Below are 17,531 nucleotides of genomic sequence, written 5' to 3'. Positions count from 1 at the left end.
CGGGGTCGTCTCAGACCTCGGGTGCGGCGCTGTCGTCGGGGAAAGAATGGTGTTCGTGCACCACGACCCAGCGGCCGTACTCTTTGCGCAGGCCGAACGTTATCCGCAGCCGCTTGGCCGGGTCGCGCGCGAAATCCTCCGCCGTACCGCACAAGAGCAGCGCGTATGCGAAGGCCACATCCGCACCGGCGACGACCTCGAGCGACACGATGTCGAATGTCGCACCCGATGCCTGCCATTCGAAGAAGCCGGGCCAGACATCCCGATACGCGTCGATACCGCGCACACCCTCGTTCGGCGGGGGCACGTCGAACATGACGATATCGTCGGCGTGATCGGTGAGCGCTCCGGCCAGATCACCGGTATGAACCGCCGCCGCCCACCGCTCGATCAGGATCCGGATCTGCTTTTCGTCATCGGACATATCGGGTCGTCGTCCTTTCCGGCACGGCCGCGCGGGTATAGGCCGTGGCTCTTACTCAGAGAGCGTGCCGAATTCGTCTGCGCGACGCAATGACTCGGAATGCATTCGTGCAGAATCCCAATGGCGAAATTCGCACCGGCTACCGGTCGGCAGAAACCGTTGAGACGGTTATGGCCGGAGTTGCCAAAGTGGAGCGTTTGCGACTGTAGCCCAGGTAGACCGCGATACCGACAATTACCCAGACCGCGAACCGCACCCAGGTCAGTCCGTCCAAGGTGGTTGCCAGCAGTACACAGCCGATGAGCGCGAGAATCGGCACCAGCGGTACCAGCGGGGTGCGGAACGGGCGTTCCCGATTCGGTTCCAGCTTGCGCAGGACCAGGACACCGACGCAGACGACGGCGAAGGCCGACAGCGCGCCGATATTCACCAATTCCACCACGATATCGATCGGCAGCAGACCGGCGATGGTCGCGCACACCACGCCGAGCAGCAGTGTCAGCCGGACCGGGGTAGCGCGCTTACCGGTTTCGGCGAGTCCGCGCGGCAGCAGTCTGTCGCGGCACATCGCGAACATCAGCCGGACCTGTGCGTAGACGATCAGCAGCAGGCCCTTGGTGAGCGCGATGATCGAGGCGATCACAATGACATTGCCGATCCAGCCGATGTGCAGATTGCCGAAGGCAGTCGCGATCGGCGACGCGTTGTTCAGGCTCGCGAACGGTGCGATGCCGGTGAGCACCGCGCTCACCAATGCGTAGAGCAGCGTCGCGATGAGGACGGTGCCGATGATCGCGAACGGGATATCGCGGCGCGGATTGCGCGCCTCCTCGGCGGACGCGGCGACCACGTCGAATCCGAGGAAGGCGAAGAACGCGATGGCGGCGCCGCCGACAATGCCGCCGAATCCGAAGGGTGTGAACGGGGTCCAATTGCCGATATCGATATGTGGTGCGCCGATCGCGACGACCAGGACCAGCACCCCGATCGTGACGGCGACCAGCGCCTTGGTGATCCGGGCTGTCAGGCTCACCTCGCCGACGAGCACCGCAACGATAGCGGCGATGACCAGTACGGCGGGCAGATTGACGATGCCGCCCTCGGACGGGCCCGCAGTAATCGCGGTGGGCAGGGTGATGCCGAACATGGTGTCCAGCGCCGATACCACGCTGCCGGACCAGCCGATCGCCACCGCCGCGCCTGCGATGACGAATTCGAGCAGCAGATTCCAGCCGACCAGGAATGCCGGACCTTCGCCGAGGGTGGCGTAGGTGTAGGTATAGGCACTGCCGGAGACCGGCGCCATGGCCGCGAGTTCGCTATAGCAGAGTGCGACCAGCACGCAGACCGTGCCGGCGAGCAGGAACGACAGCACGATCGAGGGCCCGGCCTTCTCGGCGGCGGCGACTCCGGTGATGACGAAGATGCCTGCGCCGACAATGGTGCCGACCCCCATCGCGGTGAGATCGATGCGACCAAGGCTGCGCTTGAGGGTCGCCCCGGATTCCTGGCTCGTCGCGGAGTCGGGCAGGCGGCGGCGCCATCGGGTTGCGCTGGTCATGAACTCCCTCACTGCGTGCTCTGGCTCCGGCCGACGGGACGGAGTCGGCTATCCATTCTGATCGGCGGAGTCGACGCGGTTGACGCCGGGGCGGTTGTGGGCGATCGACAGGCAACCATCGGCGCAAATATGCGTGCCGTGCGGTTGCGCGCCGAGCGCGGTATTGCACGCGGCGCAATCCAGCATCGGGGCAATTCTCGGGCAAGCGTCAATGCGCAATTGGTTGCGGCGATCGGGAAGCGGGCCACTAGACGTTACTGTCGATAACACGTAATCTCGTGAGGACGCTCGGACAAGGGTGTCCGGGTGAGACCAGACGAAACGGATACCTCAATGACGCGGCATGTCGACGTACTGATCATCGGCGCGGGTCTGTCCGGCATCGGGATGGCCTGCCATCTCACCCGCGAACAGACCGGACGCAGCTACGCCATCCTGGAGCGCCGCCGTGCCATCGGCGGTACCTGGGATCTGTTCCGGTACCCGGGCATCCGCTCCGACTCCGATATGTACACCTTCGGCTTCGGCTTTCGTCCCTGGATCGGCACCAAGGTGCTCGCCGATGGACCGCATATCCGCCAGTACATCGAGGACACCGCCGCGGAGTACGGCGTCACCGAGCACATTCACTTCGGGCGCAAGATGACCAGGGCCAGCTGGTCGAGCGAGGCCGGACAATGGACCGTCGAGGCGCTCGACGAGCAGGCCGGCGAGACCGAGATCTTCACCAGTAACTTCCTGGTCGGCTGCACCGGCTACTACGACTACGACAATGGGTACCGCCCGAAATTTCCCGGCGAGGAGAACTTCGGCGGGCCGATCGTGCACCCGCAGCACTGGCCGCAGGATCTGGATTACCGCGGCAAGCGCGTCGTGGTGATCGGCAGCGGCGCCACCGCGATCACCTTGATTCCGGCGATGGCCGACGACACCTCGCACATCACCATGCTGCAGCGCTCACCCACCTACATCACGGCGCTGCCCGCCGACGACCCGGTCGCGGTTGGGATGAAGCTGGCGCGGGTGCCGGAGAAGATCGCCTACCGAGCGGGACGGGCGCGCAATATCGCCCTGCAGCGGGCGAGTTTCCAGCTGTCGCGCACCAATCCCGAACTGGCCAAGAAGCTGTTCCTCGGCGCCGTGCGCATGCAGGTCGGCAGGGACATCGACATGCGGCATTTCACGCCGTCCTACAACCCGTGGGATCAGCGGCTCTGTGTGGTCCCCAACGGTGACCTGTTCAAGGTGCTGCGCAGCGGTAAGGCCTCGATCGCCACCGACCACATCGACACCTTCACCGAAACCGGCATCCGCTTGGCATCCGGCGAGGAGCTACCCGCCGATATCGTGATCAGCGCGACCGGCCTGACCGTGCAGATCCTGGGCGGCGCGACGTTGGAAGTGGACGGCGAACCCGTGCTTACCCGCGAGCGGGTGGTCTACAAGGGCACCCTGCTCGACGGCATCCCCAATGCGATGCTGGTGCTCGGCTACACGAACGCATCCTGGACCTTGAAGGCGGATCTGGCCGCCGAATACTTCTGCCGAATCCTCAACCACATGAAGTCGCACGGCTTCACGAAGGTGGTCGCGGTCGCCGAGGACGCCGACCGCTCCGAGCAATCGGTGATGGGCGGCGCGCTGACCTCCGGCTATATCCAGCGCGGCGACGGCGTGATGCCGCGGCAAGGCAGCCGGGGTCCGTGGCAGGTGGTCAACAACTACTTCCGCGATCGCGCGCTACTCCGCAAGGCGCCGCTGGAGGACGGGGTTCTCACGTTCGACGGTGCGGCAGGCTCCGCCCGTCCCGGTCGCAAGCTGACCGGCCAGGCCCGCAAGCTGATCGCCCAGGGCGCGGCCGCCGTCGTCTCCCGCAGCGCGTGAAAGCTCTTTCGGCCGTTGCCATTCGGCGTCCAGATACGCCCACGCGTTGAATCGCGGTCCGTGTCGGCTGATGCGCGCCGCAGGGTCTGTTCGGCCGCCGCCGCAAGAAGGGGCCCTTGAACGGGCTCGATGGTCCCCGGATGGCCGCGCGGACAAGCGCAGGGCCTGCCTCGCGCGGCCGGCGGGCGATCAGCCCGCGGACCCGCTCCCTTCGGTCATGTCCAGGAGCATTTTCGCGGCCACCGTCGCCCCGTCGGTGCGGATCGTATCGGCCACGGCCCTTGCCCGCGCTCGGGTCTCGGCGGCCAGGGCGACATCGAACGCAGCCGACAGGGAGTCAACGGTCGGCGTCCGGCCGTCGTGTGCCGCGCCGATGCCGAGCTCGGCCACCCGATCGGCCCAGTACGGCTGGTCCGCGATCTGCGGGACCACCACCTGAGGCGCTCCGACTCGGGCGGCCGTCGTCGTGGTACCAGCGCCGCCGTGGTGCACGACCGCGGCCACCCGGCCGAACAGCGCCTGCTGGTTGACCTCCCCGACGGCGAAACAGTCGTCGGCGTCGTCGATCAGCGCCAGCTCGGCCCAGCCACGCGCGAGGAGAACGCGGTGGCCGAGCGCGCGACTCGCTTCGATGGCCACCCGGGCGATGTCCTTCGGGGCGTGCGCGGCCATGCTGCCGAAGCCCACGTACACCGGTGGTTCACCCGCGTCGAGGAACGCCTCCAGCCCTTCCGGGAGCGGACGGTCGTCGGGCAGGATCCACGCCCCGGTCTGCACGATGTCGAGGTCCGTCATGCCGTGCGACGGGCACAGCGTCGCGTCCGCTGCCAGCCACGGCTGGTCGGTGAAGACGTGGTCGCGAACGTTGTCCACCGGCGGCAGGCCGATCGCCGCTCGATGGCTGTTGAGCGCTGGACCGTACAAGGTGTTCACCCGCTGGGCGTCCTGCTCCCACAGCACCCGCCTGTCGGTCTCGTCCCGCGGGGACTGCTTGCCCGGCCGCGCCCCTGGTGCGAAGTGTCGCGACGGCAGTCCGGCGAGGTGGTAGCACCCGTACACGTAGCGGATGCCCAGTTTCTCGGCCACGTCGGGTGCGCCAGCTGGCATCAGGCCGGTTGCCAGCAGCGCGTCACATCCTTCGGCGGCTGCGGTGAACGTGTCGAACCGCGCGGCGACCAGCTCGGGAGCGAGCCGGAACGCATCTTCCGCGGTCGGCGGCTTCGTGCCCGCGACCACCGAGCGCACCGTCGGCCCGAGCGGCACCAGCGGCAAACCGACCCGCGCCAGCAGCGCCGCGAAATCCTCGTCCGGCGGCGCGCACACCCGCGCCTCCGCACCGAGCCCTCGCAACGCCACTGCGAGCCCCACTAGTGGTTCGACATCCCCGCGTGATCCCCACGTCGTCAACAGCACACGCACTTCGCGAATCTCCCATTTCCGCAGTTCCTGGCCTTCGGCCGACAATGATGGGCCACGACCCGGGTCTTGCCGCAAGCCCCCGGGTGCGCTATAGGTTGAAGGGGGAAGGGGTTCCTTCGATCTTCTTATCCGCTGCGGACGGATGGCCTTCTCGCCAACTTGCGGCCTCGCCCCGCGTGCATCGGTCGCGTGCTCGGTGCTCGGCAGATCCGTTGCGTTACAGCGGATTTCGTACGGCAGGTTGCGCGCTTCGCGTTTCGGGGTCCCGGCAGTAATCGCCGACAATCCAACGAAGTTCGTGTAGCCGCTGGTCAGTGGCGGTCGAACCGGGGCGAGTCGCCTGATTGGTGTACAGGCCCGGCGTAATCTGGTGGCTGATAGTGACTTCTGGTGTGAGTGGCTATGTCCGCGGTGCGGGGCCGCTGATGATGCGGTGGATGCCGGAACGGCCGACGCTGTATTCGTCGGCCAGGCTGTCGTCGTCTGGGTCGTGGTAGCAGCGGTGAATCGTCTTGCGTACTGCGAGAGGCGGTTTCGGCTGCTTGCCCTCGAGGCGTCCTTTAGCGCGGGCCTCAGCCATGCCTTCGCTGGTGCGCAGGTGGTTGCGGTTGACCTCGAACTCGGCGACCATCGGGAGGGTTTCGGTGACATTTCAGCCAGGTTGGAAGAATGCGAGAATTCTCCGGCTGGCGTCCGGCGATGTCAGGATTTCCTGCATGCGGGCGGACATCCGGGCGGCAGCGCTGGTGCGTTCGAACATCTCGCGTTCGTATTCTTTTACGGCGGTGGGAAAGTCGTCCGGGTGCGCGGCCAGCGCGAGGCCGAGCAGGGCGCCGTCGAGCAGCGCCATGTTGGCGCCCTCTCCCACCGGCGGCATCAAGTGCGCGGCATCACCGAGCAGCGTGATGTCTGGCGTCGACGGCCAGGTCAGGCCGACCGGGAGAGTGGTGATCGACCGCGGCACGACCGTGTCGTCGCAGGCCGCGATCAGCGCGGTGAACCGTGAGTCCCAGCCGGGGAGCAGTTCGATCAGCCGCGCCCGGGCCGCGGCCGGGTCGTCGAACGGGATCGCGCTGGTAGCGAACCAGTCCTCGGCGGTGTTATAGAAGCTGAGGCCGATGCGAACGCGGCCGTCGCCGTTGCGCTGCGCCGCCAGGGATAGTCCGTTGCCGAGCACCCAGTAGTTGCCGCGCCCGACCATCGCTGCGAGGTCGGGATGGGTGCGGTCGATGTCGGGAATGCCGACCTCGACGACATTCTGGCCGATATGCGTCGGCCGGGCGTCGGTGAGCAGCGTGCGGACCCGGGACTGCGCGCCGTCCGCGCCGACCAGCAGGTCATACGTCGCACTGCTGCCGTCGGCGAAGTGCAGCAAGCCGTTATCGGCGGATTTGAACGCGTGCCCCCAGCGCATCACGTCTTCGGGGAGGGAATCAAGCAGCAGGTTGCGCAGATCGGCGCGGTCGACCTCGGGTCGCTCGAGGGGGGCGTCGTCGGGCGTGTCCTCTTGGAGCAGCAAGGTGCCGTCCGGCTCCAGCAGGCGCATGTCCTGCCCTTCGCCGCGGGCGATCGCGTGGAACTGGTCGATCAGGCCGGCCGCACGCAGCGCTCGCTGCCCGGAATGTATGTCGAGCATGCCGCCCTGACCACGCGCGCCGCGCGAGGGTTCACGTTCGTACACGACGGCGTCGATGCCGTTCACGTGCAACACCCTGGCGAGGGTCAGGCCGCCCAGACCGGCTCCGACGATGGTGATGGTCATGGTCGCCCCTTCGATACGCTGAATTATCCGATACACTGTATCGCAGTGTGCGATGTATCGTCAGCGGCATGTTGGTGTGGGAGAGGCCGGAGCCGCCGGATCGACCGGTGCCGGCCCCACTAAGCCGGGAGCGGATCGTACGAGCGGCGATCCGGCTGGCGGACGCGGACGGGCTGGCAGCGGTGTCGCTACGCAAGGTTGCCGCCGCACTGGATGTCGGGCCGATGCGGCTGTACGGCTACATCGCCACCAAGGAGGAGTTGCTCGACCTGATGGTCGATGCGGTCTACGCCGAGATCCGGCCGGCCGGAGACAGTTGGCGAGAGGTGCTGCGCTCCCTTGCCGAAACCACCCGACAGGCCGCTCACCAGCACGAATGGCTCGCCGACCTGATCGGTGGGCGGCCCCAGCTCGGGCCGCACGCGCTGGCAAGGGGAGAGGCTGTGGTGGCCGCAATGGCCGGCGTCGATGTGGACACCGTCATGCCGGTGGTCGACGCGGTCAATGCGTACGTGATCGGCGCGGTGCGCCGGGAGATCACCGAGCGGCGCGCCGAGCGGGCCAGCGGGATGGACAAGCAGCAATGGCAGGCTGCCTTCGGGCCCTATCTGGAGCGAACCTTCGCAACTGGCCGATTCCCCGCGCTGGCCGCGGTCATACGCGACGGCGCCCACCTGGACGCCGACCAAACCTTCCGGACCGGCCTCGACTTCCTCCTCGACGGCATCCAAGCCCGCATCTCGAGCTGACGCGCGACCCGAGGGACCAGACGAGCGTCGCCCGTGGCACCAGCTCGGCGCTGACACCCAGCCCGCATCGGCAACCAGCCGACCAGCAACCCATCCGCACTGCGCACGAAACCATCGAATCACCCTCTAGCAGGGGATATGCCCAAACTTCGTTGGATTTTCGGCCATTACCACCGGGACCGTGAACCTCGGAAAGGGATGTGCGGGAGGAGGTTTCCCGTAGCAATCGCGCGAAGAACAACGGATATGGCGTAGCCGCTGGCCATTGGGTGCGGTCTGCACCCTCGTCCTCGCCGGGTGGTGCGCACTACTTCGGTGCCTGGAAGCCGCCGATCTTCTGCTCGAGCAGTTCGGCCAGCCGTAGCGGGGTGCGGTCCTCGAACATCGGACCGATGAGCTGAACTCCCACCGGCAGGCCCTCGGGGGACCGGCCCGCTGGGATGGCGGTGGCGGGCAGGCCGGGCATGGTGGCCAGACCGGCCCAGACGAGCTGGTCGCTGTACGGGTACTCGACGCCGTCGATGTCGATCCGTTGTTCCCCGCGGTCGGGGTTGTGGTCGTGCGGGAATGCGGGAATCGACGTGATCGGACACACCACGGCATCGAACTCGGCGAACAGTTGCCGCCAGCTGTGGCGGTGCAGTTCACGGCGGATGTCCGCCTCGATCCAATCGCGGTGGCTCAGGACCATGCCGCGCAGCCACGCCGCGTCGAGACCCTGGTCGTCCGCGCTCAGTCCGGCGGCGCGGGTCCGCAGCTGCTCGTACGCCTCGGCGGGAATACGCGCGCCAGCGTTCGAAAGCAGCAACTGCACGTAGAGCGTCGCGGCTTCGGTCAGATCGGGCAGTATCGGACTGTGCCGTTCGACGCGGGCCCCGCCGTCGACGAGCGCGTCGGCCACCCGGTTCACACCCGCCCGCACAGCAGACCCGGTCGCGATGAGCGGATGCTCGTCGAGGACCAGGACCCGGAAGTCGGAGAGGCGCTGGTGGCGTGCGGGCGGCAGCGTCAAGTCGTAGGCGACGCCGTGGGTCAGCGGGTCCGGTCCCGCCATCACGTCCAGCAGGAGCGTGAGGTCGCGGGCCGTGCGCGCCATCGGACCGCAGACGGCGAGGTCGCCGTCGACCGGCAACGCCGGTGCGGGCGGCGGCACCATCCCGCGGGTCGCCACCAGTCCGAGGGTCGGCTTGTGTGCGTAGACACCGCAGAAATGCGCTGGGTTGCGCAGTGAACCCGCGAGGTCGGAGCCGATGGACAGCGCGCCGAATCCCGATGCCAGCGCCGCCGCTGATCCGCCGGAGGATCCACCCGACGTGCGAGCGTGATCCCACGGGTTGTTGGTGGTGCCGTAGATCTCGTTGAAGCTCTGCCAGTCTTGCAGCATGAACGGCACGTTGGTCTTGCCGAGAATCACCGCGCCCGCAGCCTTCAGCCGCGACACCTGTACCGCGTCCTCGGACGGTACGTAGTTCCGGTGCATCGGCATGCCCCAGGTCGTTGGCAGCCCGGCGATGTTGTAGGACTCTTTGACCGTCACGGGAATGCCGAGCAGCGGCCGGTCCTCGCCGCGGGCACGCGCCTGGTCGGCACTGCGTGCGGCAGCTCTCGCGCGGTCGAAGTCCGGCACACAGATCGCGTTGATCACCTTGTCGTCGCGCTCGATACGGGCGATCGCCTCCTCGGTCAGTTCCACCGAGGTCACCGCACCGGCACGCAACGCGGCCGAAAGCTCTTCGGCCGCCAGAAAGCTCCACTCCATGAATCCGAACCTACCGGCCTGCCGCAGGCGCTCGACCCCACACGAGCCCGCCCGCATCCGCCGGAAAGTCGGAACGGGCCACCTGCACCGGCAAAGTCACGCACTCGTTCTGCCATCGAAGACGGCCAACCCCAGGTCACGGCGTCGGCAGTGGGCTGACTCCAGTAAGACGGGCCATGAAATACCGCTTCGCACAACGGGATAGATATCTCAATACTCATCCATCGTGATGTGCTGCGGCAGTTTCCGATTCGGCCAGAGATGTGAACGGATCGAGTCGGTTTCGGCCAGCGGCACGTCCGATGATCGGGGTCAGGGCCGATGGGGCCCGAATCAGGTCGGGGACAGGAGGGTTTCGGCGACGGTCCGTATGTGGGCCAGGTAGGTGGCGCGGGCGCGCGGGGTGGCGTCCATGCGGGTGAGGGTGCCGCGGGTCAGGGCGTAGCCGATGGTTTCGGCGACGATTCGGGTCGGGACGGCGGGGGAGATGCGGCCTGCGGCGCGGAGGCGTTCGAGGTAGCGGGTGAAGCGGCGGATGGGGCGTTCGGCGATTTCCTGAGCGAGGGCGGCGACGCGGTCGTCCACGGCGCCGCGCTCGTCGATCAGGCGCAGCATGGGGCCGGCATTGCGGACCGCGGCGGCAAAGGCATCGATGGTGGCGGCCAGCATTTCCCGGGGGTCGTCGGTGTCGATATCCGGTTCCTGGGCGGCGAGAAAGTCATCGCGGACCTGGGCGGCGAGGGCGAGGAAGATTTCGTCCTTGGAGGCGAAGTAGACGTACATGGTCGCACGGGAAACGCCTGCGGCGGCGGTGATATCGGCGACGGTGGTCCTATCGTAGCCGCGCTCGGCGAAGACGCGGGCAGCCGCGTCGAGCAGGGCGCGGTGGCGGTTGGTATGCGATCTTTCCCGCGCCGCGCGGACCGCCCAGGCTGCCTGAGTCATGCGCTCATCGTCGTTGACATTGACGTCAATGTCAACGCAGACTGTCGGCATGCATGTGGTGGTGGCGAACAGGGGTGAGGTGGCGGTCCGGGTGTTCCGGACCGCCCGCGAGCGGAATTACGCCACCCTGGCGTTGTATACCGGCGACGAAGCGGCGTCCCTTCCGGTGCGTCTGGCCGACGGCGCGGTCCAACTGCCCGGCGTCGGAGCCGCCGCCTATCTCGACAGCACCGCCGTGGTCGCCGCCGCCAAGTCGGCGGGTGCGGGTGCGCTGGTGCATCCCGGCTACGGATTCCTCAGCGAGAGTGCCGATTTCGCCGCGGCCTGCGCGGCAGCCGGGCTGGTCTTCGTCGGCCCGTCGCCCGAGGTGCTACGCACCTTCGGCAACAAACTGTCGGCTCGAGATGCCGCGCGGCAGGCCGGGGTTCGGGTACTGCCCGCGACGGCACTCGGCGCGGATCCCGCCGAGATGGCCGCATTCCTCGCCGCTCACCCCGCCGGTGTGATGCTGAAGGCCGCGGCCGGTGGTGGCGGACGCGGCATGCGCGTGGTGCGCACGGCCGACGCACTCGCCGAAGCACTCGACCGCTGCCGGGCCGAAGCCCGCGCCGGTTTCGGTAACGACACTGTCTACGCCGAGGCACTGGCCGCCGCCGCCCGACACATCGAAGTGCAGGTCATCGCAGATGGCGACCGGGCCATCACCCTCGGCGACCGCGACTGCAGCGTCCAGCGCCGCCACCAGAAACTGATCGAAATCGCCCCGGCTCCGAATCTGTCTGCCGCATTTCGGAAACGACTGCACCGCGACGCCATCCGGATCGCCGAATCGGTCTCCTGTCGCGGCGTGATCACCGTGGAATTCCTGGTCACCGCCGACGACGCCTGGTTCCTCGAGGTCAACCCGCGTTTGCAGGTCGAACACACGGTCACCGAAGCTGTGACCGGCGTCGACCTGGTCGCGGTACAACTTGATCTCGCGCTCGGTGCCGGACTGAATGATCTCGCGCTGGATGCCGAGCCCCGCGAACTCGTGGAAGCTGCTGAGTGCAGGGACTTTTCGCCCGCACACTCAGCACACGATCACGCAGGCCGCTCCCGATGGTCGGATTCTGAACACGGCGTCGCGAACGTTGCGCAGCACGGCCGACATGCGCAGACCGACGGCCTAGTGGATAGTGCCGGGCCGAATGTAAACGGCAACGTGGGGCTTGCCGGGATCCGCGGGTTTGCGGTGCAGGCGCGGGTCAATGCCGAGATGGTGACGGCGGGTGGGGAGTTTTTGCCGAGTACCGGTGTGTTGACGGAATTCGCCGCGCCGACCGGAGTCGGGGTTCGGGTGGATACCGCGGCGTTCACCGGGATGCGGCAGGGCGCGCGGTTCGACTCGCTGCTGGCAAAGGTCGTCGCGCACGGACCCACGTATTCGGCCGCGGTGCGACGCTGTTCGGATGCGCTGGCGGAAACGATGATCGCGGGCGTCGACACCAATGCCCGTCTGTTGCGTGCCGTGCTGGATCAGCTCGCCGATGGTGCCACCGTGTCCACGTCGTGGTTCGAGGAACATATCGGCGAACTCGTCGGTCGGACAGGCGATTACGAACCTGTCGTGGTTGGTCAGGACCGGGCGGCGGACTCCACGCGCAACCAGTCGGCGGTCGATGCCGTGCTGGACGGTGATGAGCAGGGGATGCGGTCGCCGATGGGTGCGACGGTAATGAGTCTTGCGGAGCAGGGCAGTGTTGTCGCGGCGGGGGCGGAAGTTGTTGTGCTCGAGGCGATGAAGATGCAGCATGTGCTGCGAGCGGAGCGTCCACTACGGGTGTTGCGGCATTTTGTGGCGCCGGGTGCGACGGTTGATCCACACGCATTATTGCTGAGCTGGGTCGAGGCAGACCACGATGGTCCGGCCGTGGATATCGAGGCCATCGACCTGGATGCGATACGCGCCGATCTGGCCGAGGTTCGGGAGCGGCATCGAATCGGGCTGGATGCGTGTCGTCCGGCGGCCGTTGCGAAGCGGCACCGGTTGGGTCGCCGCACGGCCCGGGAGAACATCGACGACCTTGTCGATGCGGACAGCTTCCTCGAATACGGTGCCCTGGCTGTCGCCGCACAGCGACTTCGCCGCAGCCCTGAGGATCTGATCGCGAACACCCCGGCGGACGGATTGATCGGCGGCATCGCCACCATCAACGCGGACGTATTCGAGGCGGAAGCCGCTCGCGCACTGGTGATGTCATACGACTACACAGTGTTGGCGGGCACCCAGGGCATGCGCAATCACGCCAAGACCGACCGGATGCTGGAACTGGCGCACGAACAGCGGCTGCCCGTGGTGTTCTTCACCGAGGGTGGCGGCGGGCGACCGGGGGATACCGATTACTCGGGCATCTCCGGCCTCGATGTGACGACCTTCCGTGCGATGGGTGCGTTATCGGGTCGAGTTCCGTTGATAGGCATCGTGTCCGGGCGGTGTTTCGCGGGTAATGCCGCTCTACTCGGTATGTGCGATGTGGTCATCGCGACCCCTGATGCCAATATCGGCATGGGTGGGCCCGCGATGATCGAGGGCGGCGGACTCGGTGTGTATGCACCCGAGGACATCGGCCCCATCGATGTCCAACGGCGCAACGGTGTCGTCCACATCGTCGCCACCGACGAGGTCGAGGCGGTTGCCACTGCCCGCCGCTATCTGTCGTATTTCCAGGGGCCCCTGCGGGATTGGGCAGCACCGGATCCGCGTGTCGCCCGCCATGCCATCCCGGAGAACCGACTGCGCGCCTTCGATATCCGTGAGGTCATCGCAGCGGTCGCCGACGTCGACTCGGTGCTCGAACTGCGTCGCGACTGGGGTGTCGGTGTCGTCACCGCGCTCATCCGAGTCGAAGGCCGCCCGTTCGGTCTCATAGCCAATGACTGCCACCACCTCGGCGGTGCGATCGATGCCCCCGCAGCCGACAAACTCAGCGCCTCCCTGCAACTGTGCAACGCACATGGCCTGCCGATCGTATCGCTATGCGACACACCAGGCTTCATGGTTGGCCCGGAAGCGGAGAAGGAAGCCACCGTCACCAAGTTCAGCAAGCTGTTCATCGACTCCGCCGCACTGACCGTCCCACTCGGCACCATCATCATCCGCAAGGGGTACGGCCTCGGCGCACAAGCGATGGCAGCGGGCTCGTTCCGCGCCCCGCGCTTCGTCATCGCCTGGCCGACCGGCGAAATCGGCGGTATGGGCTTGGAGGGTGCGGTCCGCCTCGGCTTCGCCAAGGAACTCGCGGCCATCGAGGACCCCGCCGAACGCCAGGAAGCCTTCGACAACCTGGTCCAACTCGCCTACGCCAACGGCAAGGCCCTCACCGCCGCCACTGTCCTGGAACTCGACGATGTGATCGACCCCGCCGACACCCGACGCTGGATCCGCACCCTGTGCTGAACCCGCCTACCCGAGCGCCTGATTCACGGCGTCGACAAGATTGCGGGCGCGCAGATCCGGTGCGCCTTCGATGATGTAGTTGGTGACATAGGCGAAGGCGATGCCGGTGTCCGGGTCGGCGAAGCCGAGGGATCCGCCGCGGCCGGGGTGGCCGAAGGAGTTGGGGCCGCCGAGGGCAAAACCCGCAGTGGGAAGCATGTATCCGCTGGCATAGCGGTCCTCTAGCATCATGACGCGGTCGATGCCGCTGGCCTGTTCGCGAGTTGCGGCAGTGCGGGTTTCGGGGGTAAGCAGGCGGGCGCCGTCGACCTCGCCGATGGTCGTGGCGTAGAGCCGGGCGAGACCGCGTGCGGTGCCGATGCCATTGCTGGACGGAATCTCCGCGGCATGCACCGCCGGATCGTTGAAATCGATATCGGCCGGATCGGTGACCTGGAAGGCGCGATTGACCAGCGCCTCCGGATCGCGCATCGCGGCGACCATCGGCCGCAGTTCCTCCGGGATGAGCTCCTCCGGCACCGACGCCACATCGACCTTGGGTGCGAACACAAGTCGGCTGACGCGGTGCCGTTCGGCCTCGGGCAAACCGATGAAGAAGTCGATACCGAGCGGCGCGGCGATCTCATCGGCCAGAATCCGCCCGACGGTACGCCCTGTCGCCCGCTGGATCACCTCACCGACGAGCCACGCGAACGTCCGTCCGTGATATCCGTGCGCGGTACCGGGTGCCCAGTTCGGCGCCTGCGCGGCGAGCGCATCCACCATCGGCCCCCAGGCCAGCGCATCCGCCAGCGGCACCGGCTTGTCCAGCGCCGCCAGCCCCGCCTGATGGCTCAGCAACCAGCGCACCGGAATGTCACCCTTACCCGCCGCCGCGAATTCGGGCCAATACCGCGCGACGGGCGCGTCCAGCTCGAGCTCGCCACGCTGGGCCAGCAGATGCGCGACGGTCGCGGTGACCCCCTTGGTCGCCGAATAGACCAGCTGCAGCGTGTCGCGCTCCCATGGCCGTTCTCCCTCCGGATCGGCCAGCCCACCCCACAGATCCACCACCGGCTCACCGTCCCGATACACGGTCACCGCCGCGCCGACATCCCCCTGCGCGGCGAAATTCGCCGCGAACACCTCACGTACCGCCTCGAACCCCGACGCGACAAAACCATCGATCACCATGCCCCCCAGCATGTCACGGGTTGCACACCGCCCGCCGTACGAGCATGCCAGCTCTGCTGCTCGCAGTCTGTCCATCAGCCGACCGCAGCCTCGACGTCCCTGACGAACAGTCCAGCGACCTCATACCGACAATGCGATAAGACTCGGGCACTGCTCACCTGCCCAATCCCGATCGGCCTGCCATTCGTGCTGCTGCAGGCGGCACACGCATCGGATTCGATCTCGGCCGCCATGCGATCAGCCTGCTGGGCTCGGCGGCGGCCATGTCCGAGAATGGTCAGCGGCTGCGACGTATCTGACGAACGGTGCCACCGGGGTGCCCTCACAGCGGAGGAGTTGTCATGAAGTACATGATCCTGAGCTACGGCTCTCAGCAGGACTACGACGGCATGGTCGGCAGGGAGACCGGCAAACCGGCATGGAGCGCCGAGGAGTTTGCCGCGATGGCCGAGTTCATGGGCAACCTCAATAAGAAGTTGGAGGAATCCGGTGAACTGGTCGAGACCCGCGGTCTGGCTCAGCCGGTGCACACCCGTCGGATCACCACCAAGAACGGTGCGCCATTCGTGACCGACGGGCCCTACGCCGAAACGCAGGAGGTGCTCGCCGGATACTGGATCGTCGAATGCGAGAGCTTCGACCGCGCCACCGAAATCGCGGCCGAACTCAGCAAATGCCCGGCTCCGGCACATATCGCCGAGGCGGCCTATGCCGATGTCCGGCCGATCCAGGAGTGGGCACCCGAATTCGGCTGAGCCCCTTCGATGTCGGATACCCAGGTGGAGGATCTGCTGCGCATATCCGCGCCGCAGGTCCTTGCCGCGCTGGTGCGGCGATACGGACGTTTCGATACCGCGGAGGACGCGGTGCAGGAGGGTCTGCTCGCCGCCGCCACTCAGTGGCCGGTGGACGGCATACCGGACAATCCGCGTGCCTGGCTGATCACGGTGTCCTCGCGCCGCCTGACCGATCTGCTCCGCAATGAGCAGGCCCGCCGCCGCCGCGAGGACACCGTGGCCCGCTGGGCGCTCCCCGAGGACTGGCTGACCCCGCCTGCCGATCGCGACCCGACCGACTCCGATGACACCCTCGTCCTGCTGTTCCTGTGCTGCCACCCGTCGCTCGCACCCGCCTCGCAGGTGGCGCTGACCCTGCGGGCGGTCGGTGGCCTGACCACCGCCGAGATCGCCCGCGCCTTCCTGGTGCCCGAGGCGACCATGACCAAACGCATCGGCCGCGCCAAGAAGACGATCAAGGACAGCGGTGTCGGTTTCGCCCCGCCCGCGAGCGCCAGGCGCGACTCGCGCCTGGCCGCCGTGCTGCATGTGCTCTATCTGATCTTCACCGAGGGCTATGCCAGCACCTCGGGACCGAACCTGCACCGCGTCGAGCTCTGCGCCGAGGCGATCCGCCTGACCCGTCTACTGCACCGACTGCTACCCGACGACGCCGAGGTCACCGGCCTGCTCGCGCTGATGCTGCTCACCGACGCGCGCCGACCCGCGCGCACCGGCCACACCGGCGAACTCATTCCGATGGAAGACCAGAACCGCACACTCTGGAATACCGACGCGATCACCGAGGGCATCGCGCTGGTCACCGATGCCCTGCCCCGCGGCGTGCCGGGCCCGTACCAACTCCAAGCGGCCATCGCCGCACTGCACGACGAGGCATCGACCTACGCGGCTACCGACTGGCTGCAGATCATGTTGCTCTATGAGCGCCTGCTCGCCATGGTGGACAATCCGATCATCGCCCTCAATCACGCGGTAGCCGTCGCAATGGTCCGCGGCCCACACGCCGGATTGAAGCTCGTCGACGACCTGACTGCCGAGGGCAAACTGGCCGGGGATCACCGATTGTCCGCGGTCCGCGCGCATCTGTTGGAATCGTTGGGGGATCGCACCGCCGCCCGCGCGGTGTATCTGCTTGCCGCACAACAGACCATGAGCCTGCCACAGCAGCGCTACCTGCACGCACGCGCGGCCCGCCTCGCACCCGACGAGCGCGGGGGAGTAACGATGGAGTGATGCTGATCGTGGTGGACGCCGCGAATGTCGTCGGCTCGCGGCCCGATGGTTGGTGGCGCGATCGCGCCGGTGCGGCCCGGCGCTTGCTCGTGCGGCTGCGCACATTGGCGCATCCGGCGGAGGTGGTCGTCGTGCTGGAGGGCGCCGCGAAGGCCGCGGCGTCGGAGGAGTTCGAAGGTCTGCGTGTGGTGCTCGCGCAGGGTTCGGGAGATGACGCGATCGTCGAGGTCGTCGCGGCGGCCGTCGATGAGGACAGCGACCGGCCGATCACCGTGGTGACCGCCGACCGCGGACTCCGCGTTCGACTCGAACCGCTCGGCGCCGAATCCGTCGGCCCGCGCTGGCTGCTCGAACGCATCGGGCCCTAGTCGGTCGCGACTGGTAGA

General features: G+C 67.3%; 15 protein-coding genes. 6 read left to right on the top strand and 9 right to left on the bottom strand.

Annotated features, from left to right (window positions below):
• Positions 1-10 precede the first annotated feature (10 nt).
• The 3 genes from ACWEO2_RS03185 to ACWEO2_RS03175 all read right to left on the bottom strand — a co-directional run bounded on the left by ACWEO2_RS03185 (position 11) and on the right by ACWEO2_RS03175 (position 2,171).
• A complete protein-coding gene (locus ACWEO2_RS03185) occupies positions 11-424 on the bottom strand; it encodes a YybH family protein (RefSeq protein WP_452403834.1) in 414 nt (137 codons plus the stop codon).
• 139 nt (positions 425-563) lie between these two features.
• Positions 564-1,985: an APC family permease gene (locus tag ACWEO2_RS03180; RefSeq protein ID WP_452403833.1), complete on the bottom strand. Its 1,422-nt coding sequence runs from the start codon at positions 1,983-1,985 to the stop codon at positions 564-566.
• Between the two features lie 48 nt (positions 1,986-2,033).
• Positions 2,034-2,171, bottom strand: coding sequence for a hypothetical protein (locus ACWEO2_RS03175; protein ID WP_452403832.1), 138 nt, complete (start codon positions 2,169-2,171; stop codon positions 2,034-2,036).
• Between the two features lie 147 nt (positions 2,172-2,318).
• Between ACWEO2_RS03175 and ACWEO2_RS03170 the strand changes: the two genes are divergently transcribed.
• On the top strand, positions 2,319-3,869 hold the full coding sequence (locus tag ACWEO2_RS03170; protein ID WP_452403831.1) for a flavin-containing monooxygenase: 1,551 nt from the start codon (positions 2,319-2,321) through the stop codon (positions 3,867-3,869).
• A gap of 189 nt (positions 3,870-4,058) precedes the next feature.
• Here the strand turns inward: ACWEO2_RS03170 and ACWEO2_RS03165 are convergent, their stop codons facing one another.
• From ACWEO2_RS03165 to ACWEO2_RS03155, 3 genes are all read right to left on the bottom strand, one after another.
• Positions 4,059-5,288 (bottom strand): glycosyltransferase, encoded by a 1,230-nt coding sequence (locus ACWEO2_RS03165; protein ID WP_452403830.1) that lies wholly within the window; start codon positions 5,286-5,288, stop codon positions 4,059-4,061.
• 400 nt (positions 5,289-5,688) lie between these two features.
• On the bottom strand, positions 5,689-5,919 hold the full coding sequence (locus ACWEO2_RS03160; RefSeq protein WP_452403829.1) for a hypothetical protein: 231 nt from the start codon (positions 5,917-5,919) through the stop codon (positions 5,689-5,691).
• A 21-nt stretch (positions 5,920-5,940) separates the two neighbouring features.
• A complete protein-coding gene (locus ACWEO2_RS03155) occupies positions 5,941-7,050 on the bottom strand; it encodes an FAD-dependent oxidoreductase (protein ID WP_452403828.1) in 1,110 nt (369 codons plus the stop codon).
• Positions 7,051-7,118: 68 nt separating this feature from the next.
• On the opposite strand from ACWEO2_RS03155, the gene ACWEO2_RS03150 reads away from it, so the two are divergent.
• Positions 7,119-7,799 carry a TetR/AcrR family transcriptional regulator gene (locus ACWEO2_RS03150; protein ID WP_452403827.1) on the top strand — a complete coding sequence of 227 codons (681 nt, stop codon included), beginning with the start codon at positions 7,119-7,121 and terminating at the stop codon, positions 7,797-7,799.
• Positions 7,800-8,106: 307 nt separating this feature from the next.
• Here ACWEO2_RS03150 and ACWEO2_RS03145 read toward each other — a convergent pair whose 3' ends face one another.
• Positions 8,107-9,558, bottom strand: a complete 1,452-nt coding sequence (locus tag ACWEO2_RS03145; RefSeq protein WP_452403826.1) for an amidase — start codon at positions 9,556-9,558, stop codon at positions 8,107-8,109.
• Between the two features lie 333 nt (positions 9,559-9,891).
• A complete protein-coding gene (locus ACWEO2_RS03140) occupies positions 9,892-10,503 on the bottom strand; it encodes a TetR/AcrR family transcriptional regulator (protein ID WP_452403825.1) in 612 nt (203 codons plus the stop codon).
• 28 nt (positions 10,504-10,531) lie between these two features.
• Here ACWEO2_RS03140 and ACWEO2_RS03135 point away from each other — a divergent pair, with 28 nt between their 5' ends.
• Positions 10,532-13,942 carry a carboxyl transferase domain-containing protein gene (locus ACWEO2_RS03135; RefSeq protein ID WP_452403824.1) on the top strand — a complete coding sequence of 1,137 codons (3,411 nt, stop codon included), beginning with the start codon at positions 10,532-10,534 and terminating at the stop codon, positions 13,940-13,942.
• Between the two features lie 6 nt (positions 13,943-13,948).
• Here ACWEO2_RS03135 and ACWEO2_RS03130 read toward each other — a convergent pair whose 3' ends face one another.
• A complete protein-coding gene (locus ACWEO2_RS03130; protein ID WP_452403823.1) occupies positions 13,949-15,115 on the bottom strand; it encodes a serine hydrolase domain-containing protein in 1,167 nt (388 codons plus the stop codon).
• A 341-nt stretch (positions 15,116-15,456) separates the two neighbouring features.
• Here ACWEO2_RS03130 and ACWEO2_RS03125 point away from each other — a divergent pair, with 341 nt between their 5' ends.
• Genes ACWEO2_RS03125 through ACWEO2_RS03115 form a run of 3 tightly spaced genes read left to right on the top strand, consistent with a single transcriptional unit; the run spans position 15,457 to position 17,513 of the window.
• On the top strand, positions 15,457-15,870 hold the full coding sequence (locus ACWEO2_RS03125; protein ID WP_354959492.1) for a YciI family protein: 414 nt from the start codon (positions 15,457-15,459) through the stop codon (positions 15,868-15,870).
• A gap of 9 nt (positions 15,871-15,879) precedes the next feature.
• A complete protein-coding gene (locus ACWEO2_RS03120) occupies positions 15,880-17,145 on the top strand; it encodes an RNA polymerase sigma factor (RefSeq protein ID WP_452403822.1) in 1,266 nt (421 codons plus the stop codon).
• Positions 17,145-17,513: a hypothetical protein gene (locus ACWEO2_RS03115; RefSeq protein WP_452403821.1), complete on the top strand. Its 369-nt coding sequence runs from the start codon at positions 17,145-17,147 to the stop codon at positions 17,511-17,513. Before ACWEO2_RS03120 ends, ACWEO2_RS03115 begins: the two co-directional genes overlap by 1 nt.
• Positions 17,514-17,531: the final 18 nt, after the last annotated feature.

The sequence above is a fragment of the Nocardia sp. NPDC004278 genome, assembly GCF_053602975.1.
This window is presented reverse-complemented; position numbering and strand designations above follow the sequence as displayed.

Excerpts from the sequence above, each read along its gene's own strand:
- ACWEO2_RS03115 (WP_452403821.1), top strand. The coding sequence starts at position 17,145 with ATGCTGATCGTGGTGGACGCCGCGAATGTCGTCGGCTCGCGGCCCGAT.
- ACWEO2_RS03140 (WP_452403825.1), bottom strand. The coding sequence starts at position 10,503 with ATGACTCAGGCAGCCTGGGCGGTCCGCGCGGCGCGGGAAAGATCGCAT.
- ACWEO2_RS03180 (WP_452403833.1), bottom strand. The coding sequence starts at position 1,985 with ATGACCAGCGCAACCCGATGGCGCCGCCGCCTGCCCGACTCCGCGACG.
- ACWEO2_RS03175 (WP_452403832.1), bottom strand. The coding sequence starts at position 2,171 with ATGCTGGATTGCGCCGCGTGCAATACCGCGCTCGGCGCGCAACCGCAC.
- ACWEO2_RS03155 (WP_452403828.1), bottom strand. The coding sequence starts at position 7,050 with ATGACCATCACCATCGTCGGAGCCGGTCTGGGCGGCCTGACCCTCGCC.
- ACWEO2_RS03150 (WP_452403827.1), top strand. The coding sequence starts at position 7,119 with ATGTTGGTGTGGGAGAGGCCGGAGCCGCCGGATCGACCGGTGCCGGCC.
- ACWEO2_RS03130 (WP_452403823.1), bottom strand. The coding sequence starts at position 15,115 with ATGGTGATCGATGGTTTTGTCGCGTCGGGGTTCGAGGCGGTACGTGAG.
- ACWEO2_RS03170 (WP_452403831.1), top strand. The coding sequence starts at position 2,319 with ATGACGCGGCATGTCGACGTACTGATCATCGGCGCGGGTCTGTCCGGC.
- ACWEO2_RS03135 (WP_452403824.1), top strand. The coding sequence starts at position 10,532 with ATGTCAACGCAGACTGTCGGCATGCATGTGGTGGTGGCGAACAGGGGT.
- ACWEO2_RS03145 (WP_452403826.1), bottom strand. The coding sequence starts at position 9,558 with ATGGAGTGGAGCTTTCTGGCGGCCGAAGAGCTTTCGGCCGCGTTGCGT.
- ACWEO2_RS03120 (WP_452403822.1), top strand. The coding sequence starts at position 15,880 with ATGTCGGATACCCAGGTGGAGGATCTGCTGCGCATATCCGCGCCGCAG.
- ACWEO2_RS03125 (WP_354959492.1), top strand. The coding sequence starts at position 15,457 with ATGAAGTACATGATCCTGAGCTACGGCTCTCAGCAGGACTACGACGGC.
- ACWEO2_RS03185 (WP_452403834.1), bottom strand. The coding sequence starts at position 424 with ATGTCCGATGACGAAAAGCAGATCCGGATCCTGATCGAGCGGTGGGCG.
- ACWEO2_RS03160 (WP_452403829.1), bottom strand. The coding sequence starts at position 5,919 with ATGGTCGCCGAGTTCGAGGTCAACCGCAACCACCTGCGCACCAGCGAA.